Source organism: Rhodococcus sp. IEGM 1241, assembly GCF_033142365.1.
GTDB lineage: Bacteria > Actinomycetota > Actinomycetes > Mycobacteriales > Mycobacteriaceae > Rhodococcus_F > Rhodococcus_F erythropolis.
The window spans coordinates 696,882-719,192 of the sequence record NZ_JAWLSE010000003.1; the positions used below are offsets into that span (position 1 = coordinate 696,882).

The 22,311-nt window shown below is 61.5% G+C and carries 35 protein-coding genes; 5 read left to right on the forward strand and 30 right to left on the reverse strand.

Features of this window, described 5'->3' with window-relative positions; all coding sequences use genetic code 11:
* Positions 1-45: 45 nt before the first annotated feature.
* The 29 genes from rpsD to rpsJ all read right to left on the reverse strand — a co-directional run bounded on the left by rpsD (position 46) and on the right by rpsJ (position 15,574).
* Entirely contained in the window at positions 46-651 is a 606-nt protein-coding gene (rpsD, locus tag R4P70_RS18265; protein ID WP_003940769.1) for a 30S ribosomal protein S4, read from the reverse strand.
* 22 nt (positions 652-673) lie between these two features.
* Complete coding sequence (rpsK, locus tag R4P70_RS18270; RefSeq protein WP_003940683.1) at positions 674-1,087, reverse strand: 30S ribosomal protein S11; 414 nt, start codon at positions 1,085-1,087, stop codon at positions 674-676.
* Positions 1,087-1,461: a 30S ribosomal protein S13 gene (gene rpsM, locus R4P70_RS18275; protein ID WP_003940834.1), complete on the reverse strand. Its 375-nt coding sequence runs from the start codon at positions 1,459-1,461 to the stop codon at positions 1,087-1,089. Before rpsM ends, rpsK begins: the two co-directional genes overlap by 1 nt.
* A gap of 250 nt (positions 1,462-1,711) precedes the next feature.
* Positions 1,712-1,825 (reverse strand): 50S ribosomal protein L36, encoded by a 114-nt coding sequence (rpmJ, locus tag R4P70_RS18280; RefSeq protein ID WP_003938068.1) that lies wholly within the window; start codon positions 1,823-1,825, stop codon positions 1,712-1,714.
* A gap of 90 nt (positions 1,826-1,915) precedes the next feature.
* Positions 1,916-2,137 carry a translation initiation factor IF-1 gene (infA, locus tag R4P70_RS18285; RefSeq protein WP_003418601.1) on the reverse strand — a complete coding sequence of 74 codons (222 nt, stop codon included), beginning with the start codon at positions 2,135-2,137 and terminating at the stop codon, positions 1,916-1,918.
* A gap of 313 nt (positions 2,138-2,450) precedes the next feature.
* Entirely contained in the window at positions 2,451-3,248 is a 798-nt protein-coding gene (gene map, locus R4P70_RS18290) for a type I methionyl aminopeptidase (RefSeq protein WP_003940806.1), read from the reverse strand.
* The gene (locus R4P70_RS18295) at positions 3,248-3,793 is read right to left on the reverse strand and encodes an adenylate kinase (RefSeq protein WP_003940868.1); all 546 of its coding nucleotides are present in this window, start codon (positions 3,791-3,793) and stop codon (positions 3,248-3,250) included. The genes map and R4P70_RS18295 overlap by 1 nt, the downstream gene beginning before the upstream one ends.
* Positions 3,790-5,109 (reverse strand): preprotein translocase subunit SecY, encoded by a 1,320-nt coding sequence (secY, locus tag R4P70_RS18300; protein WP_020906895.1) that lies wholly within the window; start codon positions 5,107-5,109, stop codon positions 3,790-3,792. Before secY ends, R4P70_RS18295 begins: the two co-directional genes overlap by 4 nt.
* Before the next feature lie 257 nt (positions 5,110-5,366).
* On the reverse strand, positions 5,367-5,810 hold the full coding sequence (rplO, locus tag R4P70_RS18305) for a 50S ribosomal protein L15 (RefSeq protein WP_019747555.1): 444 nt from the start codon (positions 5,808-5,810) through the stop codon (positions 5,367-5,369).
* Between the two features lie 2 nt (positions 5,811-5,812).
* Positions 5,813-5,992: a 50S ribosomal protein L30 gene (rpmD, locus tag R4P70_RS18310; RefSeq protein ID WP_003940751.1), complete on the reverse strand. Its 180-nt coding sequence runs from the start codon at positions 5,990-5,992 to the stop codon at positions 5,813-5,815.
* Positions 5,992-6,663: a 30S ribosomal protein S5 gene (rpsE, locus tag R4P70_RS18315; protein WP_003940718.1), complete on the reverse strand. Its 672-nt coding sequence runs from the start codon at positions 6,661-6,663 to the stop codon at positions 5,992-5,994. The genes rpmD and rpsE overlap by 1 nt, the downstream gene beginning before the upstream one ends.
* Positions 6,664-6,694: 31 nt before the next feature.
* The gene (rplR, locus tag R4P70_RS18320; RefSeq protein WP_003940996.1) at positions 6,695-7,102 is read right to left on the reverse strand and encodes a 50S ribosomal protein L18; all 408 of its coding nucleotides are present in this window, start codon (positions 7,100-7,102) and stop codon (positions 6,695-6,697) included.
* A 1-nt stretch (position 7,103) separates the two neighbouring features.
* Positions 7,104-7,643, reverse strand: coding sequence for a 50S ribosomal protein L6 (rplF, locus tag R4P70_RS18325; protein WP_003940970.1), 540 nt, complete (start codon positions 7,641-7,643; stop codon positions 7,104-7,106).
* Positions 7,644-7,657: 14 nt separating this feature from the next.
* On the reverse strand, positions 7,658-8,056 hold the full coding sequence (rpsH, locus tag R4P70_RS18330; protein WP_003940873.1) for a 30S ribosomal protein S8: 399 nt from the start codon (positions 8,054-8,056) through the stop codon (positions 7,658-7,660).
* A gap of 452 nt (positions 8,057-8,508) precedes the next feature.
* Positions 8,509-8,694, reverse strand: a complete 186-nt coding sequence (locus R4P70_RS18335) for a type Z 30S ribosomal protein S14 (protein WP_003940698.1) — start codon at positions 8,692-8,694, stop codon at positions 8,509-8,511.
* A gap of 4 nt (positions 8,695-8,698) precedes the next feature.
* Complete coding sequence (rplE, locus tag R4P70_RS18340; RefSeq protein WP_003940924.1) at positions 8,699-9,265, reverse strand: 50S ribosomal protein L5; 567 nt, start codon at positions 9,263-9,265, stop codon at positions 8,699-8,701.
* A gap of 1 nt (position 9,266) precedes the next feature.
* Positions 9,267-9,584: a 50S ribosomal protein L24 gene (gene rplX, locus R4P70_RS18345; protein WP_003941019.1), complete on the reverse strand. Its 318-nt coding sequence runs from the start codon at positions 9,582-9,584 to the stop codon at positions 9,267-9,269.
* Positions 9,584-9,952, reverse strand: coding sequence for a 50S ribosomal protein L14 (gene rplN, locus R4P70_RS18350; RefSeq protein ID WP_003940951.1), 369 nt, complete (start codon positions 9,950-9,952; stop codon positions 9,584-9,586). Before rplN ends, rplX begins: the two co-directional genes overlap by 1 nt.
* Before the next feature lie 357 nt (positions 9,953-10,309).
* Complete coding sequence (gene rpsQ / locus R4P70_RS18355) at positions 10,310-10,591, reverse strand: 30S ribosomal protein S17 (protein WP_003941020.1); 282 nt, start codon at positions 10,589-10,591, stop codon at positions 10,310-10,312.
* Positions 10,588-10,824: a 50S ribosomal protein L29 gene (gene rpmC / locus R4P70_RS18360; RefSeq protein ID WP_003940734.1), complete on the reverse strand. Its 237-nt coding sequence runs from the start codon at positions 10,822-10,824 to the stop codon at positions 10,588-10,590. The genes rpsQ and rpmC overlap by 4 nt, the downstream gene beginning before the upstream one ends.
* Entirely contained in the window at positions 10,824-11,240 is a 417-nt protein-coding gene (gene rplP / locus R4P70_RS18365; RefSeq protein WP_003940899.1) for a 50S ribosomal protein L16, read from the reverse strand. Before rplP ends, rpmC begins: the two co-directional genes overlap by 1 nt.
* A gap of 3 nt (positions 11,241-11,243) precedes the next feature.
* Complete coding sequence (rpsC, locus tag R4P70_RS18370) at positions 11,244-12,050, reverse strand: 30S ribosomal protein S3 (protein WP_003941003.1); 807 nt, start codon at positions 12,048-12,050, stop codon at positions 11,244-11,246.
* Entirely contained in the window at positions 12,050-12,454 is a 405-nt protein-coding gene (gene rplV, locus R4P70_RS18375) for a 50S ribosomal protein L22 (protein ID WP_003940717.1), read from the reverse strand. Before rplV ends, rpsC begins: the two co-directional genes overlap by 1 nt.
* Entirely contained in the window at positions 12,451-12,732 is a 282-nt protein-coding gene (gene rpsS / locus R4P70_RS18380; protein WP_003940820.1) for a 30S ribosomal protein S19, read from the reverse strand. The genes rplV and rpsS overlap by 4 nt, the downstream gene beginning before the upstream one ends.
* 13 nt (positions 12,733-12,745) lie before the next feature.
* On the reverse strand, positions 12,746-13,582 hold the full coding sequence (rplB, locus tag R4P70_RS18385; protein ID WP_003940895.1) for a 50S ribosomal protein L2: 837 nt from the start codon (positions 13,580-13,582) through the stop codon (positions 12,746-12,748).
* Between the two features lie 39 nt (positions 13,583-13,621).
* Positions 13,622-13,927, reverse strand: coding sequence for a 50S ribosomal protein L23 (rplW, locus tag R4P70_RS18390; protein ID WP_003940990.1), 306 nt, complete (start codon positions 13,925-13,927; stop codon positions 13,622-13,624).
* Positions 13,924-14,598: a 50S ribosomal protein L4 gene (gene rplD / locus R4P70_RS18395; protein WP_003940723.1), complete on the reverse strand. Its 675-nt coding sequence runs from the start codon at positions 14,596-14,598 to the stop codon at positions 13,924-13,926. Before rplD ends, rplW begins: the two co-directional genes overlap by 4 nt.
* On the reverse strand, positions 14,595-15,251 hold the full coding sequence (rplC, locus tag R4P70_RS18400) for a 50S ribosomal protein L3 (RefSeq protein WP_003940826.1): 657 nt from the start codon (positions 15,249-15,251) through the stop codon (positions 14,595-14,597). The genes rplD and rplC overlap by 4 nt, the downstream gene beginning before the upstream one ends.
* Positions 15,252-15,268: 17 nt before the next feature.
* A complete protein-coding gene (rpsJ, locus tag R4P70_RS18405) occupies positions 15,269-15,574 on the reverse strand; it encodes a 30S ribosomal protein S10 (protein WP_003938093.1) in 306 nt (101 codons plus the stop codon).
* 575 nt (positions 15,575-16,149) lie between these two features.
* Between rpsJ and R4P70_RS18410 the strand changes: the two genes are divergently transcribed.
* From R4P70_RS18410 to R4P70_RS18430, 5 genes are all read left to right on the forward strand, one after another.
* Positions 16,150-16,626 (forward strand): hotdog fold domain-containing protein, encoded by a 477-nt coding sequence (locus R4P70_RS18410; protein WP_003940943.1) that lies wholly within the window; start codon positions 16,150-16,152, stop codon positions 16,624-16,626.
* A gap of 85 nt (positions 16,627-16,711) precedes the next feature.
* Complete coding sequence (locus R4P70_RS18415; RefSeq protein ID WP_141487520.1) at positions 16,712-17,236, forward strand: chorismate mutase family protein; 525 nt, start codon at positions 16,712-16,714, stop codon at positions 17,234-17,236.
* A complete protein-coding gene (gene pabB, locus R4P70_RS18420) occupies positions 17,233-19,317 on the forward strand; it encodes an aminodeoxychorismate synthase component I (RefSeq protein ID WP_317831067.1) in 2,085 nt (694 codons plus the stop codon). Before R4P70_RS18415 ends, pabB begins: the two co-directional genes overlap by 4 nt.
* An 8-nt stretch (positions 19,318-19,325) precedes the next feature.
* Positions 19,326-20,204: a prephenate dehydrogenase dimerization domain-containing protein gene (locus R4P70_RS18425; protein WP_020969039.1), complete on the forward strand. Its 879-nt coding sequence runs from the start codon at positions 19,326-19,328 to the stop codon at positions 20,202-20,204.
* A gap of 6 nt (positions 20,205-20,210) precedes the next feature.
* A complete protein-coding gene (locus R4P70_RS18430) occupies positions 20,211-21,188 on the forward strand; it encodes a diiron oxygenase (RefSeq protein ID WP_020969038.1) in 978 nt (325 codons plus the stop codon).
* Between the two features lie 120 nt (positions 21,189-21,308).
* Here the strand turns inward: R4P70_RS18430 and R4P70_RS18435 are convergent, their stop codons facing one another.
* Positions 21,309-22,166: a glycosyltransferase gene (locus R4P70_RS18435; protein ID WP_020969037.1), complete on the reverse strand. Its 858-nt coding sequence runs from the start codon at positions 22,164-22,166 to the stop codon at positions 21,309-21,311.
* Between the last annotated feature and the right edge of the window lie 145 nt (positions 22,167-22,311).

Consider the following 22,311-nt stretch of genomic DNA (forward strand, 5'->3'; position numbering starts at 1 on the left):
GAGGAGTCCGGAGACTCCTCAACCACTCACGGGGTGCGAAGCGCCTTACTTCGAGTAGTACTCGACGATGAGCTGTTCCTGCAGAGCGATGTCGATCTGCGCGCGCTCGGGAAGCTGGTGAACCAGGATCCGCAGACGCGAGCCGACAACCTGCAGCCACCCGGGAACCGGGCGATCGCCGACGGTCTCACGCGCAACCTGGAACGGAAGCGTGGAGAGCGACTTCTCCTTGACATCGATGATGTCGTACTGCGAGACGCGGTAGCTCGGGATGTCGACCTTCTTGTTGTTCACGAGAAGGTGACCGTGCGTGACCAGCTGACGTGCCTGACGGCGCGTGCGAGCGAGGCCTGCGCGGTACACGACGTTGTCGAGACGCGACTCGAGGATGCGAAGCAGGTTCTCGCCGGTCTTGCCGGGGCGGTTGTTCGCCTCCTTGTAGTACAGGCGGAACTGCTTCTCCATGACGCCGTAGGTGAAGCGAGCCTTCTGCTTCTCCTGCAGCTGGAGCAGGTACTCGCTCTCCTTGATACGCGCGCGGCCGTGCTGTCCGGGCGGGTACGGGCGACGCTCGAATGCCTGGTCGCCTCCAACGAGGTCGACGCGCAGACGACGCGACTTGCGGGTGATGGGTCCGGTATAACGTGCCATTTTCTTCTACCTATCCTTCCCGCTATACCCGACGCCGCTTGGGCGGACGGCAGCCGTTGTGCGGCTGGGGGGTTACATCGGAAATGGTGCCGACCTCGAGGCCAGCAGCCTGGAGGGAACGGATTGCGGTCTCGCGACCGGATCCCGGTCCCTTGACGAAGACGTCAACCTTCTTGACACCGTGCTCCTGCGCCTTACGGGCAGCGCTCTCAGCAGCAAGCTGAGCGGCGAAGGGAGTCGACTTACGCGAACCCTTGAAGCCGACGTGTCCCGAAGACGCCCAGGAAATGACATTTCCGGCGGGGTCCGTGATGGACACGATGGTGTTGTTGAAGGTGCTCTTGATGTGAGCGGCGCCGTGCGGGATGTTCTTCTTATCCCTGCGACGCGTCTTCTGGGTCTTCTTCGGACCGGTGCTACGTGACTTCGGGGGCATTACTTCGCCTTCTTCTTGCCGGCAATGGTGCGCTTCGGACCCTTACGGGTACGGGCGTTGGTCTTGGTGCGCTGACCACGCACGGGCAGACCACGACGGTGGCGCAGGCCCTGGTAGCAGCCGATCTCGATCTTGCGACGGATGTCGGCCTGAACCTCGCGGCGAAGGTCACCCTCGACCTTGAGCGACTCCTCGATGTACTCGCGGAGCTTTGCCAGGTCCTCGTCCGAGAGGTCCTTGCTCCGGAGATCCGGGCTGACGCCGGTGGCGTCAAGGATTTCCTTGGAGCGGGTACGGCCGATGCCGTAGATGTATGTCAGTGCGATCTCCATACGCTTTTCGCGAGGAAGATCAACACCAGAGAGACGTGCCATGGTGGCATTTCCTTATCGGTGTGCGGAGGTCTGCTCCCAGCCCTTCCCCTGTGCCTCTTGCCGAGTACCGACGCCCGAAGGCGCAGATGATCTCATCAACTAACTCAGTGGGGCCCCGGCCTCCGTGCCGGGGGTGAACCATTGTCCGACCTTGGCGATCGGTGAACGATCGCGTGGGGTCTCGTCAACAATGGCTGGTACTGGGAGGTCTTCTTTGCTTGTTGCCAAGCAGATCTTCGAAAAGCTAGATCTAGCCCTGACGCTGCTTGTGACGCAGGTTCTCGCAGATCACCATGACTCGACCGTTACGGCGAATCACTTTGCACTTCTCGCAGATCTTCTTGACGCTCGGCTGAACCTTCACGTCTTCTGATCTCCTGTTTTGTCGCAGCCCGCCGCGATGAACCGCGGCAGACATACTTCTCCCTGACCCAGGTCAGGTCCGGGAAGTTCGTTACTTGTAGCGGTAAACGATGCGTCCGCGCGACAAATCGTAGGGCGATAGCTCCACGACAACGCGATCTTCCGGGAGGATGCGAATGTAGTGCTGACGCATCTTTCCGCTGATGTGGGCGAGGACCTTGTGGCCATTCTCGAGCTCAATGCGGAACATCGCATTGGGCAGCGGCTCGACTACTCGTCCTTCGACCTCGATGGCCCCGTCTTTCTTAGCCATATCCTCCGCGATCCGTTTGGTTTGGCATGCTTCGTGCATCGGCTTCCGTTACATTGGCACGCAATGGAAAGATCGTCGGCACCTCGGGGGCCCGATCCCGGAGCGATCCGGGCGTAGGCACACGAACTATCGACGCGCATAGCGCACCGCCTAGCCATGTTACGCGATGTAAACGACCAGGCCAAATGCGCCTCCGGTCAGGGTGACGACGCACACCGCTCCCCCATCGAAAAAGTCCCAGCCTCGACATGAGGCTGGGACTTCTCGAACGTGAATCATGCTCGCTGCCAACACTTGTCAGCAACGGCGTCAACTACTCCGGCCGGAGTGTCAGAATCCGCGGACCGTCCTCGGTCACAGCGACAGTGTGTTCCCAGTGCGCCGCACGGGACCCGTCGGTCGTCACAACGGTCCAGTCATCGTCGAGAATCACCGTGTCGGTGGTGCCGAGCGTCAGCATCGGCTCGATCGCGAGGCACGATCCGACAACCAGTTCAGGACCCTTACCCGGGGCACCTTCATTCGCGAGGAACGGATCCATGTGCATTTCCCGACCGATTCCGTGTCCACCGTATCCGTCGACGATGCCGTAGGAACGACCGTGCAACTTCTCGGCGGCATGAGTACCGACCTCGATCGCGTGCGAAACATCCGTCAGACGGTTACCGGCGATCATCGCCGCGATCCCGGCTTCCATCGAAAGCCGAGTAGCTTCGCTGAGTTCCTGATCGGCGACGCTGATCTCACCGACTCCGAACGTCCAGGCAGAGTCACCGTGCCAACCGTCGAGGATCGCGCCACAGTCGATGGAAACGAGGTCGCCTTCAGCCAGGATGTCCTGAGCTGAGGGGATCCCGTGAACGACGCGATCGTTGACCGAAGAGCAGATCGAACCGGTGAAGCCGTGGTACCCGAGGAACGAGGGCACGGCGCCGGCGTCACGAATGACCGATTCTGCGACCGCGTTCAATTCCAAAGTGCTGACACCGGGCTTTGCCGCAGCGCGCACCGCCACCAGGGCCGAACCCACGATCGCACCGGCGGCAGCCATCGCGTCGAGTTCGCCCGCGGAGCGGAACGGAACAACCTTGCGTTTACGCCCGAAGACCATTACTTACCCAACGCTGCCAGTGCGCGTGCGTTGACCTCTTCGACCTCGCCGATCGCGTCGACGGAGACGATGCTGTCCTTGTAGTAATCGAACAGCGGTGACGTCTCGTCGCGGTAGACCCGGAGTCGGTTGCGAATGACGTCCTCGGTGTCGTCTGCACGACCGCGGGCGAGCATGCGCTCGACCACGATGTCCTCGTCGACAACAAAAGAGAGGACACCGTCGAGCTTGGTGTCGAGATCCTTCAAGATTCCCTCGAGTGCCTGAGCCTGTTCGACCGAGCGCGGAAATCCGTCGAGAAGGAAACCGTTTGCTGCGTCCGGTTCTGCGACGCGAGCCTTCACCATGTCGTTGGTGATCGAACTCGGTACGAGTTCGCCGGCGTCGATGTACTTCTTTGCTTCCACACCGAGAGCGGTGGCCTGACCGATGTTCGCGCGGAAGAGATCACCCGTGGAGATATGGGGAACGCCGAACTTCTCGGACAAGATAGCGGCCTGGGTGCCCTTGCCGGCACCGGGAGGACCAAGGAGGACAAGTCTCACTTGAGGAACCCTTCATAGTTACGCTGCATTAGCTGACTCTCGATCTGCTTCACGGTGTCCAGGCCGACGCTGACCATGATCAGCACCGCGGTGCCACCGAACGGCAGGTTCTGCGCGCCGCCGCCATTCCCGATGTCGAGGAACAGGTTGGGCAGAACAGCAATGGTGCCGAGGTAAATCGCACCCGGAAGGGTGATGCGACTCAGCACGTAGTTGAGGTAGTCCGCGGTCGGCTGACCTGGTCGGATACCGGGGATGAAGCCGCCGAACTTCTTCATCTCGTCGGCGCGCTCTTCGGGATTGAAGGTGATGGCGACGTAGAAGTATGTGAAGAAGACGATCAGGCCGAAGTAGATCGCGATGTACACCGGGTTGGCCGGGTTCACCAGGTAGGTGTTGATGAGGCGCTGCCACCAACTGGGGTCGACCGCTGTACTGGCCGAAGTCAGCTGTGCGATCAAGTTCGGGAGGTACAGCAGTGAAGACGCGAAGATCACCGGGATGACGCCGGCCTGGTTCACCTTCAGAGGCAGGTACGTCGAGGATCCGCCGTACATCTTGCGTCCGACCATCCGCTTTGCGTACTGAACCGGGATCCGGCGCTGACCCTGCTCGACGAAGACGACACCGGCGATGATCAACAGCGCTGCGAGGCAGACGAAGGCGAAGACCAGTGGACCGCGGCTGTCGAGAATCGACTTGCCCTCGCTCGGGATACGCGATGCGATACCGGCGAAGATGAGGAGCGACATACCGTTACCCACGCCACGTTCGGTGATGACCTCGCCGAACCACATGACCATGGCAGCACCGGCAGTCATGACCAGCACGATGATGGCAAGACCGAAGATCGACTTGTCGGCGATGATGTCGTCACAGCCCTGGAGCAACTGTCCGCGTGCCGCAAGAGCGACGATGCCGGTCGACTGCAGGATTGCCAGAGCGATGGACAGGTAACGCGTGTACTGCGTCATCTTGGCCTGACCGGACTGGCCTTCTTTTCGAAGTTCCTCGAACTTCGGGATCACCACGGTCAGCAGCTGCACGATGATGCTTGCCGTGATGTACGGCATGATGCCGATCGCAAAGATCGACATCTGCAGCAGAGCGCCACCGGAGAACAGGTTGATCAGCGAGTAGATACCTGCTGAGTCACCGGAGTTGGCGATATCGATGCACTGACGCACGCGGCCGTAGTCGACACCTGGGGACGGAATGAGAGCGCCGACCCGATACAGAGCCACCAAGCCGAGGGTGAAGAGGATCTTCCGCCTCAGGTCTGGGGTCCTGAGGGCCGAGACGAAGGCGGAAAGCAAAGATCCTCCTGGCACGACGGTAGGGAGACAGATCGTTTGACCTGTCGAACTTTTGAACTCTAACAGTGAGCATTTGGGAACTAAGCGGGCAGACCACGAAAACCGGGTAAGCCGAAGATACATTTGCCACTCGGTGACCAGAATACTGGCCCATCCGAGGCATGCACGACCAATCTGTGACAAGACCTGGTAGACGCCGATGGCCGCAGCGCAGCAAACGCTGCGCTGCGGCCATCGGACTAGCTACGCGTGATTACTCACAGCTCGGTGGCGGAACCACCGGCAGCAGCAATCTTTTCCTTGGCGGAACCGGTGAACTTGTCGACGGTCACCTGAACGGCAACTGTCAGTTCGCCGTCGCCCAGAACCTTGACGAGCTGGTTCTTGCGGACTGCGCCCTTGGCAACGAGATCCTCGACCGTGATTGCTCCACCTTCGGGGAACAGACGGGCGATGTCGCCGACATTGACGACCTGGTACTCGGTGCGGAACGGGTTCGTGAAGCCCTTGAGCTTGGGCAGACGCATGTGAAGCGGCATCTGTCCACCCTCGAAGCCCACGCGCACGGTGTTACGTGCCTTGGTGCCCTTGGTACCGCGACCTGCGGTCTTACCACGCTTGCCGCCCTCACCGCGTCCAACACGAATCTTGTTGGACTTGGATCCCGGAGCGGGGCGCAGGTGGTGCAGTTTGATGGTCATGGTTAGACCTCCTCAACTGTTACGAGGTGGCGCACCACGTTGATCAGACCGCGGTTCTGTGCGTTGTCCTCACGAACAACGGTCTGACGGATGCCCTTGAGACCGAGCGTGCGCAGAGAATCCTTCTGGTTCTGCTTGGTCCCGATGATGCTCTTGATCTGAGTGACCTTGAGATCTGCCATTACTTCACACTCCCAGCAGCCTGTGCGCGAGCGCGAAGCATGCCGGCGGGTGCAACCTCTTCGAGGGTGAGGCCGCGGCGAGCCGCAACTTCCTCGGGACGCTGCAGACCCTTGAGCGCAGCAACGGTCGCATGCACGACGTTGATGGCGTTGTCGCTACCGAGCGACTTCGACAGGATGTCCGCGATACCAGCGCACTCCAGCACGGCGCGCACAGCGCCACCGGCGATAACACCGGTACCGGGGCTTGCCGGGCGAAGCATGACGATGCCGGCAGCAGCCTCACCCTGAACGGGGTGAGTGATGGTGTTGGCGATCATCGGGACGCGGAAGAAGCTCTTGCGAGCCTCCTCGACACCCTTCTGGATGGCCGCGGGAACTTCCTTGGCCTTTCCGTAGCCGACGCCGACCAGTCCGTTGCCGTCTCCGACGATCACCAGAGCGGTGAAGCTGAAGCGACGACCACCCTTGACGACCTTGGAAACGCGGTTGATCGTGACAACGCGCTCGATGAACTGTGACTTCTCCGCAGCGTTTCCGCCACGGCCACCGTCGCGACGGTCACGGCCGCCACCACGGTTGTCCCCACGAGCGTTGCTGTTGTCACCGCTGTTGGGGCCATTCTGTCCGGCGGGTCCGCTTCCGCCGTCACGCCTTTGACGTCCCGGCATCAGGCTGTCCTTCCGTTGAAAATGTTGGTCATCAGAACTTCAACCCGCCTTCGCGAGCCGCGTCTGCCAGGGCCGCGATGCGACCGTGGTAGCCGTGTCCGCCGTGGTCGAAGACAACTGCTTCCACGCCGGCAGCCTTGGCGCGCTCGGCGATCAGCTGACCGACCTTCGCGCTCGCAGCCTTCTTGTCGCCTTCTGCCACGCGCACGTCTGCTTCGATGGTCGACGCGGAGGCCAGGGTGTGGCCGGCCAGGTCGTCCACGAGCTGGACGTGGATGTGGCGCGAGGACCGGTTGACGACCAAGCGGGGACGCTCGGGCGTGCCGGAGACCTTCTTGCGGAGACGGAAGTGACGACGCGTCTTCGAGAGACGACGCTTGGTGGACGCATCCTTGCCCAGCGGAATCCGCTTGGCTTTCTGGTTTGCAGTCTGGCTCATATCACTTACCCGTCTTTCCGACCTTGCGGCGGATCTGCTCACCCTCGTAACGCACGCCCTTACCCTTGTACGGGTCCGGACGACGGAGACGACGGATGTTGGCCGAGATCTGCCCGACCTTCTGCTTGTCGATGCCGGACACCGAGAACCGGGTGGGCGACTCGACGACGAAGGTGATGCCTTCAGGAGCCTCGATCGGCACCGGGTGGCTGAAGCCGAGCGCGAACTCGAGGTCCTTGCCCTTCAGTGCCACACGGTAACCAACACCGTGGATCTCCATCTTCTTCGTGTAACCCTCGGTGACACCGGTGATGATGTTCGCAACCAGGGTCCGCGACAGACCGTGCAGCGCGCGGCTACGACGCTCGTCGTCGGGGCGCGTGACGCTCAGCGAGCCGTCCTCTGCCTTTTCGATTGCGATGGGCTCGGAGATGGTCAGCGCGAGGGTGCCCTTGGGACCCTTGACGGTGACATCCTGGCCGCTGATCGTGACGTCAACGCCCGCGGGGACGGTGACCGGAATCTTTCCAATACGCGACATTGTGGTGGCCTCCCTTACCAGACGTAGGCGAGGACTTCCCCGCCTACTCCTTGATTGGCCGCCTGGCGATCGGTGAGCAGACCGGACGACGTGGAGATGATGGCCACGCCGAGGCCTCCGAGGACCTTGGGCAGGTTGGTGGACTTCGCGTAAACCCGGAGACCGGGCTTGGAAACGCGACGCACGCCGGCGAGGCTACGCTCGCGGCTGGGACCGTACTTCAGATCGACGATGAGGGTCTTGCCGACCTCTGCGTCTTCGGTACGGAAATCGGAGATGTAGCCCTCGCGCTTGAGGATCTCGGCGATGTTCGCCTTGATCTTCGAGTGGGGAAGCTTCACCTCATCGTGGTACGCCGTGTTGGCGTTGCGCAGACGCGTCAAGAAGTCTGCGATGGGGTCAGTCATGGTCATAGGTCGACCTCGACACCTTTCTCGCTGTGGTTCCCATGCAACACCGGACGAATCCGATCGTGGGCCTCCAGCAATTCGGCTGGGCCGTCCGACTTGTGTCAGACGGCGTAAGTTACCGCACCGAGCTGAACGCATGCGTCAGCCACGGCAACCGCTCTAGTGTAGGGAACTTTGGCGCAGGTGTCCACCGGGATGCCACGTCGGCTCCCCCACCGCCACCCGAAGGTCGCTGATCGGGAAGGTATCGACGCACCCCGAAATCTGAACTGCTCGTTCGGCACCGAAGAACGACATCGACGAACGATGATCGCTTTCAACCAGAGTCGCAGCGGGACAGTTCTTTTCAGGATCGGCGCGATACACAACTCGATGGAAACCACGAATGGACGTGGGTTCCAAAGGAACCCACGCCCATTCACATGCGTGGTGTGACGAAGCCCGAGGGCCTCAGATCACCAAGAGCTCTTGCGAACTCCGGGAAGCTCGCCGGCGTGAGCCATCTCGCGAACGCAGATACGGCACAAGCCGAACTTGCGGAACACCGAGTGCGGGCGACCGCACCGCTGGCAGCGGGTGTAGGCGCGAACCGCGAACTTGGGCTTCTTGTTGGCCTTGTTGACCAATGCCTTCTTAGCCATGCGCTCAGTTCTCCTTGAACGGGAAGCCGAGGTGCTTGAGCAGTGCACGGCCTTCTTCGTTGTTGGTTGCGGTGGTCACGACGGTGATGTCCATACCGCGGGGGCGATCGATCTTGTCCACGTCGATCTCGTGGAACATCGACTGCTCGTTGAGGCCGAACGTGTAGTTGCCGTTGCCGTCGAACTGGTTGCCCGAGAGACCGCGGAAGTCGCGGATACGGGGCAGAGCGACAGACACGAGACGGTCCAGGAACTCCCACATGCGGTCACCACGGAGGGTGACGCGTGCGCCGATGGGCATACCTTCGCGGAGCTTGAACTGCGCGATGGACTTACGTGCCTTGCGGATCTCGGGCTTCTGGCCTGTGATCAGCGACAGGTCATGGACAGCGCCGTTGATCAGCTTGGCGTCACGGGCAGCGTCGCCGACGCCCATGTTGACGACAACCTTGACGACGCCGGGGATCTGCATGACGTTCGAGTAGTCGAACTCGCTGTTGAGCGCGTCCTTGATCTCAGCGCGGTAGCGTGCCTTGAGGCGCGGCTGGACCTTGTTTTCGGTGGAGGTCATGTCAGATGTCCTTCCCGTTCTTCCGGGAAATCCGAACGCGCTTGCCGGACTCTTCGTCGGTGCGGTAGCCCACGCGGGTGGGGTTTCCGTCCGAGTCGACGACTGCAACGTTGGAAACGTGGATCGGGGCTTCCTGCGTGACGATGCCGCCGGAGGATGCTCCGCGCTCGTTCGCGGAAACCGCGGTGTGCTTCTTGATTCGGTTCACGCCTTCGACGAGGACCTTGTCGGTCGCGGGGTAGGCCTGAATGACCTTGCCCTTCGCGCCCTTGTCCTTGCCGGCGATGACCAGAACGGTGTCACCCTTGTGCACCTTCATCACAGCACCTCCGGGGCAAGCGAAACGATCTTCATGAACTTCTTCTCGCGCAGCTCACGGCCGACGGGTCCGAAGATGCGGGTTCCACGGGGATCACTGTCAGCCTTGATGAGCACTGCAGCGTTCTCGTCGAACTTGATGTAGGAACCGTCCGGACGACGGCGCTCCTTGGTCGTGCGAACGATGACGGCCTTGACGACCTCACCCTTCTTGATGTTTCCACCGGGGATTGCGTCCTTGACGGTGGCGACGATGACGTCACCGATCCCGGCGTAGCGACGTGACGAACCGCCGAGAACGCGGATGCAAAGGATTTCCTTGGCACCCGTGTTATCAGCGACGCGAACTCGCGACTCCTGCTGAATCACTTGATCTCCCTAGACCTGGAATTTCGTGCGCAACGGATTACCGACCCGGTGCGCGCGGTCATTGTTGCCACCTGCGTCGTGTCTGAGCTGCAGTCCCACCGACTGACGTCGGGAGACGATCACTGCAAGCACCGTTCGAGCTGCGCACGTGAAGACACACCTCTGCCACAGGCAACCGTTCTATTGTAGGGAAGGGTTCACCGAATACCAAATCAGCCGTACTCGACGCAACTCGAACCCTTCGCCCGGAAAGCGCCGAAAGCCCCCGGAAAGCCCCCGGAAAGCCGAATGGCCCACTCCCCCAAGGGGAAGCGGGCCATTCGGTGATACTCGATCAGCTCGAGGATTCGATCAGGCTTACTTGGCCTTTTCGAGGACCTCGACCAGACGCCAGTGCTTCGTCGCGGACAGCGGACGGGTTTCCATCAGCTGAACGCGGTCGCCGACGCCGGCAACGCCGTTCTCGTCGTGCGCCTTCACCTTGGTCGTACGGCGGATGATCTTGCCGTAGAGCTTGTGCTTGACGCGGTCTTCGAGCTCGACCACGATCGTCTTTTCCATCTTGTCGGACACGACGTATCCGACACGGACCTTACGGCTCGCGCGCTCTTCTGTGCTCACTGCTTTTTCCTCACTCATGCCGCGTCACCTGCATCCGGACCCACAGCGAGTCCGAGCTCACGCTCACGCAGGACGGTGTAGATGCGCGCGATCTCGTGACGAACGGTGCGCAGTCGTCGGTTGTTGTCCATCTGGCCGGTAGCCATCTGGAAACGAAGGTTGAAAAGCTCTTCCTTCGACTCACGGAGCCGGGTGACCAGCTCGTCTTCACTGAGCTCGCGGAGCTCTGCTGCTGGGGTTCCAGTAGCCATCAGAACTGCTCCTCTCTGGTCACGATCCGGCACTTGCACGGGAGCTTGTGCATCGCGCGGCGCAGGGCCTCACGAGCAATCTCCTCGTTGGGGTATGTCATCTCGAACAGAACGCGTCCGGGCTTGACGTTGGCAATCCACCACTCGGGCGAACCCTTACCGGAACCCATTCGGGTTTCGGCCGGCTTCTTCGTGAGGGGGCGATCCGGGAAGATGTTGATCCAGATCTTGCCGCCACGCTTGATGTGCCGAGTCATGGCGATACGAGCGGACTCGATCTGCCGGTTGGTGATGTAGGCAGGCTCGAGAGCCTGGATGCCGTAGTCACCGAAGGTCACCTGGGTACCGCCCTTGGCGGCACCCGAACGGCTCGGGTGGTGCTGCTTGCGGTGCTTGACCCGCCGTGGGATCAACATGCGTCAGCCCTCCTGATTCTGTTCAGTTGCGGGAGCATCGGCGGTTGCGGTCGCTGCGCGGCCGGCCTCGGTGCTGGTCGCAGTGGTACCGGTGGCACCGGAACGACGCGGACGGCTCGGACGCTCACGACGCGGGCGATCCCCGGCCGGTGCGGCCGTGTTGGCGGCGAGCTCACGCTTGCCACCGACGATGTCGCCCTTGTAGATCCAGACCTTGACGCCGATGCGACCGAAGGTGGTCTTGGCCTCGTAGAGGCCGTAGTCGATGTCCGCACGAAGCGTGTGCAGCGGCACACGGCCTTCGCGGTAGAACTCCGACCGGGACATCTCGGCGCCGCCGAGACGACCGGAGCACTGAACGCGGATTCCCTTGACGTTGGGCTGACGCATGGCCGACTGGATGGCCTTGCGCATTGCACGACGGAAGGCAACGCGGTTCGAGAGCTGCTCGGCCACACCCTGTGCGACGAGCTGTGCTTCAGCTTCTGCGTTCTTGACCTCGAGGATGTTCAGCTGAACCTGCTTGCCGGTCAGCTTCTCGAGCTCGGAGCGGATGCGATCGGCTTCGGCGCCGCGGCGGCCGATGACGATGCCCGGACGTGCAGTGTGGATGTCCACGCGAACACGGTCACGGGTGCGCTCGATTTCGACCTTCGCGATTCCTGCGCGCTCCATGCCGGTGGCGAGGAGCTTACGGATCGCGACGTCTTCCTTGACGTACTCCGCGTACTGCTTGTCTGCGTACCAGCGAGACTTCCAGTCGGTGGTGATGCCGAGACGGAAGCCGTGCGGGTTGATTTTCTGGCCCACTACTGAGCACTTCCCTTCCGGCGATTACGGGTCGATGTTCCGGTCTTCGGCAGGCTCTCCACGATCACGGTGATGTGACTGGTGCGCTTGCGAATACGGAACGCACGTCCCTGTGCACGCGGCTGGAACCGCTTGAGGGTCGCGCCCTCGTCCACGAACGCCGTAGCAACGACAAGCGTGCTGGGGTCGAGGTCGAGGTTGTTCTCGGCGTTGGCTGCTGCGGAGGCGATCACCTTGGCGACCGGCTCGCTCGCTGCCTGCGGCGCGAACTTCAGGATGTTCAGGGCGTCTTCAACCGAGCGCCCGCGGACCAGGTCCACAACTCGACGTGCCTTCATCGGCGTAACGCGAACGTGCTTCGCTACAGCCTTGGCAGTCGGGTTGGCGGTTTCGGTGTTGCTCATCGCCTCTTCGCCTTCCGATCATCCTTGATGTGACCCTTGAACGTGCGGGTCGGTGCAAACTCTCCGAGCTTGTGTCCGACCATGGAGTCGGAAACGAACACGGGGACGTGCTTGCGGCCGTCGTGAACTGCAAACGTGTGGCCGATGAAGTCCGGGATGATTGTCGAACGACGGGACCAGGTCTTGATGACCTGCTTGGTTCCCTTTTCGTTCTGTACATCCACCTTCGCGAGGAGGTGGTCATCGACGAACGGGCCCTTCTTAAGGCTGCGTGGCATCCTTCACTCCCTCCTAGCGCTTGTTCTTGCCGGTGCGGCGGCGACGGACGATCATCTTGTCGCTTGCCTTGTTCTTGCGGGTACGGCCTTCAGGCTTACCCCACGGGCTGACCGGGTGGCGTCCACCTGAGGTCTTGCCCTCGCCGCCACCGTGCGGGTGGTCGACCGGGTTCATCACGACACCACGAACGGTCGGGCGCTTGCCCTTCCAACGCATACGGCCGGCCTTGCCCCAGTTGATGTTCGACTGCTCGGCGTTGCCGACCTCGCCGACGGATGCGCGGCAGCGCACGTCGACGCGACGGATTTCACCGGAAGGCATACGCAGCGTGGCGTAGCTGCCTTCCTTACCGAGGAGCTGGATGCTGGCGCCTGCGGAACGAGCCATCTTGGCTCCGCCGCCGGGACGCAGTTCCACACCGTGGATGGTGGTACCAGTCGGGATGTTGCGCAGCGGCAGGTTGTTGCCCGGCTTGATGTCGGCGCCTGCACCGGACTCGACCGGCGAACCCTGCACCAGGCCCTTGGGGGCGATGATGTAGCGCTTCTCACCGTCTGCGTAATGCAGGAGTGCGATGTTTGCTGTGCGGTTGGGGTCGTACTCGATGTGAGCGACCTTTGCCGGGATGCCGTCCTTGTCGTTGCGACGGAAATCGATCAGTCGGTATGCACGCTTGTGTCCGCCACCCTTGTGACGGGTGGTGATACGACCGTGTGCGTTACGTCCACCGCGACCGTGCAGCGGGCGAACCAGCGACTTCTCGGGGGTTGACCGAGTGATCTCGGCGAAGTCCGAGACGCTCGAGCCACGACGGCCCGGTGTTGTCGGCTTGTACTTACGGATTGCCATGAGTCTTCTCGTCCTCTATGTCTCGTCAAGTCCCGGCGCTTACGCGACCGGTCCTCCGAAGATCTCGATGGGCTTGCTGTCAGCGGACAGGGTCACGAGCGCGCGCTTGGTGTCCTTGCGCTTGCCGTAACCGAATCGGGTCCGCTTACGCTTGCCCTGACGGTTGGCGGTGTTGACGCTGGTCACCTTGACGCCGAAGACCTTCTCGACGGCAATCTTGATCTGCGTCTTGTTCGAGTCCGGGTGCACCAGGAAGGTGTAGGTGCCTTCCTCGATCAGTCCGTAGGACTTCTCGGAGATGACCGGAGCGAGCAGGATGTCGCGGGGGTCAGCGATGGTGCTCACTTGGCGTCCTCCTTGTTCTGAGCGCTCTCTGCGGGCCCGTGGATGAACGCGTTGAGTGCCTCGACGCTGAACACGACATCGTCTGCATTGAGCACGTCGTAGGTGTTGAGCTGGTCGGGTGCAATGGGATGCACGCCTTCCAGGTTCTGCACGCTCTTCCAAGCGGCTACATCCTGGCGACCCACGACGAGCAGCAGCTTCTTGCGATCCGAAATCTCGCCGAGGAACGCGATTGCGCCCTTGGTCGAAGGCGTCTGCCCTGCAACCAGTTCGGTGATGACGTGGATGCGCTCGTTGCGTGCGCGGTCAGAGAGGGCTCCGCGAAGAGCGGCTGCCTTCATCTTCTTGGGGGTGCGCTGGCTGTAGTCACGCGGCTGCGGGCCGTGAACGGTTCCGCCGCCGACGAACTGCGGTGCGCGAGTCGAGCCCTGGCGTGCGCGGCCGGTGCCCTTCTGGCGATACGGCTTCTTGCCACCGCCGCGGACGTCGCCGCGGGTCTTGGTGGAGTGGGTTCCCTGACGAGCAGCTGCGAGCTGCGCGACGACAACCTGATGGAGAAGCGCGATGTTGGCCGGAGCGTCGAAGATCTCAGCGGGGAGATCGACGGTGCCGTTGGTCTTGCCGCCGGCGACCTTGACGTCCAGGGTCAACTTGGTCTCGGTGCTGGTCATGCCCGTGCACCACCCTTCACTGCACTCTTGACGATCACGAGGCCGCCCTTGCGGCCGGGGATCGCACCCTTGATCAGCAGCAGGCCGTTCTCGGCATCCACCTTGTGGACCGAGAGGTTCTGCGTCGTGATGCGGTCGCTACCCATGCGTCCGGACATGCGCATGCCCTTGAACACGCGGCCGGGAGTTGCACAGCCACCGATGGAGCCCGGGCGGCGGTGAACAGCCTGGGTACCGTGCGACGCGCCCTGTCCCTTGAAGCCGTGACGCTTCATGGTTCCGGCGAAGCCCTTGCCCTTGCTGGTTCCGGTGACGTCGACGTATGCGCCGTCCTCGAAGACCTCGGCGGTGAGCTCCTGGCCGACCTCGTAGTCGGAGGTGTCCGCAACGCGGAGCTCCACTACGTGGCGACGCGGGGTCACACCAGCCTTGGTGAACTGGCCGGAAGTCGGCTTGTTCACCTTGCGCGGGTCGATGGCGCCGAACGCGAGCTGAACGGCGCTGTAGCCGTCACGCTCTTCGGTACGGATCTGGGTTACGACGTTCGGCCCAGCCTTCACGACGGTGACCGGGACAACCCGGTTGTTCTCGTCGAAGACCTGGGTCATGCCGAGCTTGGTGCCCAGGATTCCCTTGATCTTGGTATCAGTCATTGTTTTTGTCTCCGCCGTCACTGAATGTTCACGTCGACACTGGCCGGAAGGTCGATGCGCATGAGCGCGTCAACCGTCTTCGGCGTCGGGTCGAGAATGTCGATCAGCCGCTTGTGAGTACGCATCTCGAAGTGCTCGCGCGAGTCCTTGTACTTGTGCGGCGAGCGGATGACGCAATATACGTTCTTCTCGGTCGGCAACGGCACAGGTCCAACGACGCGGGCACCCGTACGGGTTACCGTCTCGACGATCTTGCGCGCTGACGCGTCGATCGCCTCGTGGTCGTAGGCCTTGAGCCTGATGCGGATCTTTTGTCCCGCCACGCTTAGTGTCCTTTTCTTGCCGCGTTTCGTAGCCCGCCTGGTCAGGCTCGAGCTACCTCGTCTGCACAGTCCTTGCCTGGACGATGACACGACGAACACTGAAGCGATCGGGACCAAGTCCGAAAGTTCGGAAGACCGTGTTAGCGGTAAACCGAGCATCGGATCAGATCAGGATCTGCTGCCGCTGTTCGTTTGTCATTGTTCTCCGGTACACGCGGTCGGGCGTGTCGCCTTCTCACTCATCCTGCGCCGGACAATCTTTCGATCATCTGGCGCGTGATGCGTACCGGACGTGTTCGATGTCGAACACAAAGTAGGTACTGCTTCCGTCCTGCATTACTTCTCGTCTTGCATGTCTTGCATGGTCACAGTCGTTGACCCGATTACCCTGACGGGATCTGCGATCGATAGTCTGTGACGTCTTACCCTTACCCGATCACGGCCGCAAACGACCGCGTCCCGGACAAGGCAACCCGACCAGTATGCCGTACCTGGCCCGATTCCTCAACTCCCCCGAACCAGCCTTTCCGAGTGAGCTGCGCGACAACAACCTTACTCAGAAGTAAGATAGGCCGATGACTACTTCCAGCCCCACCTATCGCGGATGGCAGAAATTGCCGGACAACGCCCTCGGACATGCAGTTTTCTCGGCGGCGATGTCCATTCGCGTGCCCTACTTCGCCTCCGTTCTCCCCCGGGTGACCAAGTTGGAACCAGGGCTCTGCGAGGTCCGCTCCCCCAAATGGTGGGGCGTCCACAACCATCTCGGCACTTTTCACGCGATCGCAGCCTGCAACCTCGCGGAGGTCGCGATGGGCATGCTGAGCGAAGCGACGGTTCCGAACTCGCACCGCTGGATCCCCAAGTCGATGAAGGTCGACTACCTCGCCAAGGCCGAGACCGGCCTGCGGGCGGTCGCCCGACTCGAGACTTTGCCGGACTTCGCGGCGATCGAGAGTGGCACGGAACTTCTCGTTCCCATCTCGATCTTCGACCGGGGCGGCAAGGAAGTAGTCCACGCCGAAATCACCACCTGGGTCTCCCCCAAGTAGGCACTCACGAACCCGCCTGCATCGCAACCTGATTCGCCCGCCAATCAGGTTTCGCAGAATTAGGCACCACCGCAGGTTTCGGCGAATGACGATCGTGGAACACCTCCCCGAACGGCGATGGTCGGTCGGGGTGCCGGTGTCCGGAGGTGGGTTGCGTTCCGGGCACCACATTGTCGACCTCGCGTCACGCCGAGCACCGGGAGGCCTCGTGGAAGAGTTCTTGACCACAACGAGTTCCGAAGCAGGCACGCAGACCTCGTCGTATCCGGACGAGGCCGAGGGATTGGACAGCTTCCGGCGCGACCTCGACGCCATCGACGCTCTACTTCTCGAGACGGTGCGGCAGCGGCTGGAACTCTGCCTGCGTATCGGTGAGTGGAAGCGCTCCCGCGAGGTTCCGATGATGCAACCCGGCCGCGTGCGCGTCGTGAAGGAGCGGGCGCGTGAATTCGCTCGTAGACACGACCTCTCTCCTGACTTCTTCAACGCCCTGTACGAGCTGATGATTGCCGAGACCTGTCGACTCGAAGACCTGGTGATCAACGCACCTGTTGAGGAGGAGGACACTGTTCGGGAATCCGTCGGACCGAGATCAGGATCATCGACATGAGTTCCCGCACCCTTCTGGTGGACAATTACGACTCGTTCACCTACAACCTGTTCACCCTGTTGACCGAGGTCAACGGGGTTGTGCCGACCGTGGTCCGCAACGACGCGGATTGGGATTCCCTCGATCTCGCGTCGTACGACAACGTGGTCATCTCCCCAGGTCCCGGCCGGCCGGATCGCGACCGTGATTTCGGAATCAGCCGCCGTTTCATCGAAGAAGCGCCTCTCCCACTTCTCGGTGTCTGTCTCGGCCACCAGGGCCTGTGCGAGTTGTTCGGCGCGGACGTGGTCGTTGCGCCCGTACCGATGCACGGCCGAATTTCACTGATCGATCACGACGGCTCGGGCATCTTTGCCGGACTTCCGTCGCCGTTCCGAGCTGTTCGCTACCACTCGTTGACCGTCGAGAATCTGCCGAACGCCTTCGTTCGCACCGCGTGGACGTCCGACGGACTGCTCATGGGTGTCCGGCACCGGACCAAGCCGATGTGGGGCGTTCAGTTCCATCCGGAGTCCATCAGTACCGAGTTCGGCATAGATTTGCTCGCGAACTTCCGCGATCTGTCCGTCGGACGCACTCTGGATTCGGTGATCCGACCCGAACCGACTTCGCAAACACCCGACCTGCGGCCGGCGATCAACTACGACGTCGACGACGTGATTCTCGATTTTGCAGTGGACCCGTCGGCGGCCTATGCAGCACTGTTCGCCGACGGGCCGAACGCGTTCTGGCTGGACCGCGCGGCAACCGCAGAGCCGAGTGCGCGCTTTTCGATACTCGGCGATTCGTCGGGGCCGCTGGCCGAGTTCATCACGTACGACGTGCAAGCCGAGGTACTGACTGTCAGCCGAAAAGGCTTGTCCGACGAGCACATTCGAGTTCCGTTCTTCGATTACTTGGACGCACAACTCGCGACGCGCTTCGTGCCCTCGCATCCGGAACTCGACTTCAACCTCGGCTACGTGGGCTACCTCGGCTACGAACTGAAAGCACAGACCGGAGGAAGGGCAGCCCATCCGGCACCCACTCCTGATGCCGCTCTGGTGTTTGCCGATCGCGCCGTCGTCATCGATCACACCGTCGGCCGCACTCACGTTTTGAGGTTGCGCGAGAAAGTCCGGGACGCCGGCTATGACGATTGGCTCGAATCGACCGTCGACACCTTGGCGCGGATCGGCGCGGACCTTCCGGAACGCACCCCGGTTCCGCTGATCAGCGACACCGTCTGGACGCAGGCTCGCCTGCGGCATGATCGCGATCAGTACCTGTCGTTGATCGGAACGGCCCTCTCGGAGATCCGGGCAGGTGAGTCCTACGAGGTGTGTCTGACCAACATGGCGAGCGTCGACGAGACGATCGATGCACAGCAGGCGTTCGAGTATCTGTGCTCGATCAATCCGACGCCGTACAGCGCACTTCTCGACTTCACCGGCATCTCGGTGGTCTCGGCCTCGCCTGAGCGGTTCCTTCGTGTCGACTCGGACGGCAACGTCGAGTCCAAGCCGATCAAAGGGACCCGTCCGCGCGGCGTCACCCGAGCGCGTGATGCTGCGCTACGGCAGGACCTGCTCGACAGCGAGAAGGACCGCGCCGAGAACCTGATGATCGTGGACCTCACTCGCAACGACCTCACCAAGGTCTGCGTTCCGGGAAGTGTCCACGTTCCGAGGCTGTTCGCGATCGAGTCGTACTCGTCCGTTCACCAAATGGTGTCGACGGTGCGTGGACATCTGAGCCCGGGGTCGTCGGCGGTGGACTGTGTCCGCGCCGCGTTCCCCGGCGGATCGATGACAGGTGCTCCGAAGGTACGAACGATGGAGATCATCGACCGCCTCGAATCCGGCCCACGTGGGGTCTACTCGGGATCGATCGGGTACTTCGCCCTCGGTGGCGCCGCAGACCTCTCGATCGTGATCCGGTCGCTGGTCTGCACCGAGAGCGGCGTGACCTTCGGAATCGGTGGTGCCATTACAGCGTTGTCCGACCCGGAAGAAGAATTCGACGAGACCACGGTCAAGGCGTCCACGCTGCTCCGTGCGCTCGATGCGGTTTCCTCGCGGGTCCTCGAGTACGGCGGGTAGATCCAGCCATGACGGCGGCATCAGGCACCGCGACGGTTGTCGGCGGCCTGGGTGCCGTCGGATCCATGTTCGTCGAACTGCTTCGCGCCGGGGGGTCGACGGTCACCGTCGTCGACCCAGCAGGCAGCGATCCTGACGGAGATGTAGTCGTCGGAGACATCACGAAACCCAGTGACCGGGTCCTCGCACACGTGGAGTCCTCGAGCGTCATCGTGCTCGCGGTTCCCGAACAGGTCGCTCTAGCCGCACTACCGAGCCTTCGAACATCCGGTGCTCTCGTTGTGGACACACTGTCGGTCAAATCGCGGATGGACGCAGCAATCGCCGACGCCGGCCGAGAAGGGGAGTTCCTCGGACTCAACCCCATGTTCCGTCCGTCGCTCGGACCGCGCGGTCGGGCCGTCATCGCAGTGCCGTACGTCGACGGTCCGCAGTCCGCCAGATTCCTCGACGTCGTGCGCTCGTGGGGAGCGTCGGTCGCGGTGATGGACGCCGATCGTCACGACCGGTTGGCCGCGGCTACCCAGGTTCTGACACACGCGTCGGTGCTGGCTTTCGGCGTTGCCCTGGCCGAACTCGGAGTTTCTGCGGACGAACTCCTCGCGGTCGCCCCTCCCCCGCATCGGACCTTGCTCGCGCTCCTGGCGCGGATAGCCGGCGGCGAACCGGAGGTGTACTGGGACGTACAAGCGGGCAATCCGCATGCAGGTGCGACACGAAAAGCACTGTTTGATGCCACCTCACAGGTGGACACGGCGGCCGAGACGCTCGGCGACTTCACGACGCTGATGAAAACCGCCGAGGCAGCGCTCGACGATCACTCCGGCGAATTGAACGCGGAGTGCCAGAGCTTGTTCGATCGCATTGCCGAAGGGCACAGAGAGTAGGGAACGATGAGACCTGGAGTGAGTCCGCCCAGCCTCCCGGAGTACGACGCCTCGGATCCGGTCGAGAGTGCAATCGTCAGTCGGCTTGCGAGCAATTGGGCGCGCCGGGCAACCGTGAAGAAGGCGGAGCCGGAACTGGACGATCTCTTCGATTCGTCGTTGTCCGACTACCCCGAAGCACTTCTCCCGTTCGCGGAGCATCCGACCTACCTGGCATTGAGTCCCGAGCAGAAGCAACGCCTGCAAGCCTGGGCATGGATCGCGTTCAACAAGAACGTCATGGACATCGAGAAGTACGTCGTCAATCCCGGCTTCGACGTTCTCGCCGAAGACCGACTCGGCGTCGGACTCGGAGATTGGGCTGCAGTGGCCGTCAATCAGGCGATGGTCGACGAGCAATATCACACGCTCATGCACTTCAATGCCAGTTCAGCGACCCGTCGAGGCAGGGGCTGGGCGCTTCCGTCGAAGGCACTGCCAGACGTCCTGACGGTCCGCACGCGGGCGCAAGCCCTCGACGCAGCCGAGGGGCCTCGCAAGATCGCCCTGACACAGTTGGCGTTCATGACCGTCGCCGAGGTGTCGATCACCGCATACCTCGACCTGATCTCGGATGACCCGGGCGTGCAGTCGATCAACCGCGCGACGATCCGGTTGCACGCTCGCGACGAGTACTGCCATGCCTCGATTGCCGGGGAACTGGCCGTGTCGGTCTGGGATTCCCTGGATCGTGGAGATCGCAGCTATCTATTGGAAGGCTTCGAGGGCGCCATGCGCGCTTTCAGTGGAACCGACTTCGGCGCTTGGCGAGCAATCATGGAGATCGAAGCCATACCCCGAGGGCAGAAGATGCTCGACGACGTCGAATCGGGACGGCGCAACGAGCAGTTCGTGCAGGACTACAGTGGAATATCGTCCTTGCTCCATAAGTTGCAAGTTACGTCAGAAGTATCAATCGCTGGAGAAAAATACCTTCCCAGTTAATCCTGTGCAATAAATGAGAATTTCCCCAACAAACCCGATCCAGTAATATTCCGCAATTATCGGGCACTCCCGATTATTCAGCTAGACAAGAGCTTGAGCAAATAAATACGGACGGATCACTCAAGAAAAGACGGGAAGATCCCGCGCACGCTGCCTCCGACCCAGAAACCGGGAAGAGAGTTGTCCGGAATTCTTGTCATACATTCGATAAAGAGGCCACAAGATTGCATGCAGGACACTGTCCGCTGCAATCAAGAATGTTAACTTCCAATTCGACACACCATGATGCTCGAGGGTTTTCTTTGATGCTCGATTATATCGCGCATACACTCGCGGCGAACTAACTCCACGTCTACCCGAAACTTTTGCGGCCATGCTCGAGATCTGCCCCACAGTGCAACGAACATGCGCCATGCAGAGGGATAGATCGATATCCTCGTGAATGTCGGTTCGATCGCTGACCGCACCCCTGACGGCCAACCAAGCCGACTGACGCATCGCCATGTTGCTGCCTGGAACTGCAACAACGGGCCGAACCGCGCCCTGGACCCCGCGGCCGAGTCGCCAATTCGTCCATCGGCGCTGAAGGCCGGCGATCGGAGATTCATAAAGATAAGTCAGGCCAGTTACGCCCGAGAAATCGTCGCGACATTCGAAGAATTCGTGAACTGCAGCTGCCCAGCCTTCCCCCACGATCGTATCTGCGTCGATACGTCCGATAATTTCGCCACTAGCTGCGTCAAACCCTTTGTTTCTCGCATGCACCACACCGGGGCGGGATTCGTTGAGAAGCCGAACCTTGGGACAACCACTTTGATACTTCTTGATCAACTCGGAAGTGTTGTCCGAGGAATTATTGTCAACGACGATGATTTCGTCGACATACTCACCTTGAGCAATGAGCGCTTCGATGCACGTTTCGATGTATTCAGATTCATTAAAAGCCGGAACAACCACCGACAACGTCGCGTTCGCCATTTCCCAACGGTATCGCGAATCTCTCCACAAGACATTGAGCAACGGACCCAGGGAACCAACCGGAAGGAATCGGAGGACTTTCGTCACCGGTCAAATCAAAGACCTTCGGTCCGTGCAACTGAATACCCACCTGCGTAGATGCGCT

What these genes read in the sequence shown, in the direction of transcription:
- rpsD (WP_003940769.1), bottom strand. Translation starts at nt 651, where the DNA reads ATGGCACGTTATACCGGACCCATCACCCGCAAGTCGCGTCGTCTGCGC.
- rpsK (WP_003940683.1), bottom strand. Translation starts at nt 1,087, where the DNA reads ATGCCCCCGAAGTCACGTAGCACCGGTCCGAAGAAGACCCAGAAGACG.
- rpsM (WP_003940834.1), bottom strand. Translation starts at nt 1,461, where the DNA reads ATGGCACGTCTCTCTGGTGTTGATCTTCCTCGCGAAAAGCGTATGGAG.
- infA (WP_003418601.1), bottom strand. Translation starts at nt 2,137, where the DNA reads ATGGCTAAGAAAGACGGGGCCATCGAGGTCGAAGGACGAGTAGTCGAG.
- map (WP_003940806.1), bottom strand. Translation starts at nt 3,248, where the DNA reads ATGGTCTTCGGGCGTAAACGCAAGGTTGTTCCGTTCCGCTCCGCGGGC.
- rplO (WP_019747555.1), bottom strand. Translation starts at nt 5,810, where the DNA reads ATGACCATCAAACTGCACCACCTGCGCCCCGCTCCGGGATCCAAGTCC.
- rpmD (WP_003940751.1), bottom strand. Translation starts at nt 5,992, where the DNA reads ATGGCAGATCTCAAGGTCACTCAGATCAAGAGCATCATCGGGACCAAG.
- rpsE (WP_003940718.1), bottom strand. Translation starts at nt 6,663, where the DNA reads ATGCCGGGACGTCAAAGGCGTGACGGCGGAAGCGGACCCGCCGGACAG.
- rplR (WP_003940996.1), bottom strand. Translation starts at nt 7,102, where the DNA reads ATGAGCCAGACTGCAAACCAGAAAGCCAAGCGGATTCCGCTGGGCAAG.
- rplF (WP_003940970.1), bottom strand. Translation starts at nt 7,643, where the DNA reads ATGTCGCGTATTGGAAAGATTCCGGTCACCGTCCCCGCGGGCGTTGAC.
- rpsH (WP_003940873.1), bottom strand. Translation starts at nt 8,056, where the DNA reads ATGACCATGACTGACCCCATCGCAGACTTCTTGACGCGTCTGCGCAAC.
- R4P70_RS18335 (WP_003940698.1), bottom strand. Translation starts at nt 8,694, where the DNA reads ATGGCTAAGAAGGCATTGGTCAACAAGGCCAACAAGAAGCCCAAGTTC.
- rplE (WP_003940924.1), bottom strand. Translation starts at nt 9,265, where the DNA reads ATGACCTCCACCGAAAACAAGGTCCAGCCGCGCCTCAAGGCACGCTAC.
- rplX (WP_003941019.1), bottom strand. Translation starts at nt 9,584, where the DNA reads ATGAAGGTGCACAAGGGTGACACCGTTCTGGTCATCGCCGGCAAGGAC.
- rpsQ (WP_003941020.1), bottom strand. Translation starts at nt 10,591, where the DNA reads ATGAGTGAGGAAAAAGCAGTGAGCACAGAAGAGCGCGCGAGCCGTAAG.
- rpmC (WP_003940734.1), bottom strand. Translation starts at nt 10,824, where the DNA reads ATGGCTACTGGAACCCCAGCAGCAGAGCTCCGCGAGCTCAGTGAAGAC.
- rplP (WP_003940899.1), bottom strand. Translation starts at nt 11,240, where the DNA reads ATGTTGATCCCACGGCGGGTCAAGCACCGCAAGCAGCACCACCCGAGC.
- rplV (WP_003940717.1), bottom strand. Translation starts at nt 12,454, where the DNA reads ATGAGCAACACCGAAACCGCCAACCCGACTGCCAAGGCTGTAGCGAAG.
- rpsS (WP_003940820.1), bottom strand. Translation starts at nt 12,732, where the DNA reads ATGCCACGCAGCCTTAAGAAGGGCCCGTTCGTCGATGACCACCTCCTC.
- rplB (WP_003940895.1), bottom strand. Translation starts at nt 13,582, where the DNA reads ATGGCAATCCGTAAGTACAAGCCGACAACACCGGGCCGTCGTGGCTCG.
- rplD (WP_003940723.1), bottom strand. Translation starts at nt 14,598, where the DNA reads ATGACCAGCACCGAGACCAAGTTGACCCTGGACGTCAAGGTCGCCGGC.
- rplC (WP_003940826.1), bottom strand. Translation starts at nt 15,251, where the DNA reads ATGACTGATACCAAGATCAAGGGAATCCTGGGCACCAAGCTCGGCATG.
- R4P70_RS18410 (WP_003940943.1), top strand. Translation starts at nt 16,150, where the DNA reads ATGACTACTTCCAGCCCCACCTATCGCGGATGGCAGAAATTGCCGGAC.
- R4P70_RS18415 (WP_141487520.1), top strand. Translation starts at nt 16,712, where the DNA reads ATGACGATCGTGGAACACCTCCCCGAACGGCGATGGTCGGTCGGGGTG.
- pabB (WP_317831067.1), top strand. Translation starts at nt 17,233, where the DNA reads ATGAGTTCCCGCACCCTTCTGGTGGACAATTACGACTCGTTCACCTAC.
- R4P70_RS18425 (WP_020969039.1), top strand. Translation starts at nt 19,326, where the DNA reads ATGACGGCGGCATCAGGCACCGCGACGGTTGTCGGCGGCCTGGGTGCC.
- R4P70_RS18430 (WP_020969038.1), top strand. Translation starts at nt 20,211, where the DNA reads ATGAGACCTGGAGTGAGTCCGCCCAGCCTCCCGGAGTACGACGCCTCG.
- R4P70_RS18435 (WP_020969037.1), bottom strand. Translation starts at nt 22,166, where the DNA reads ATGGCGAACGCGACGTTGTCGGTGGTTGTTCCGGCTTTTAATGAATCT.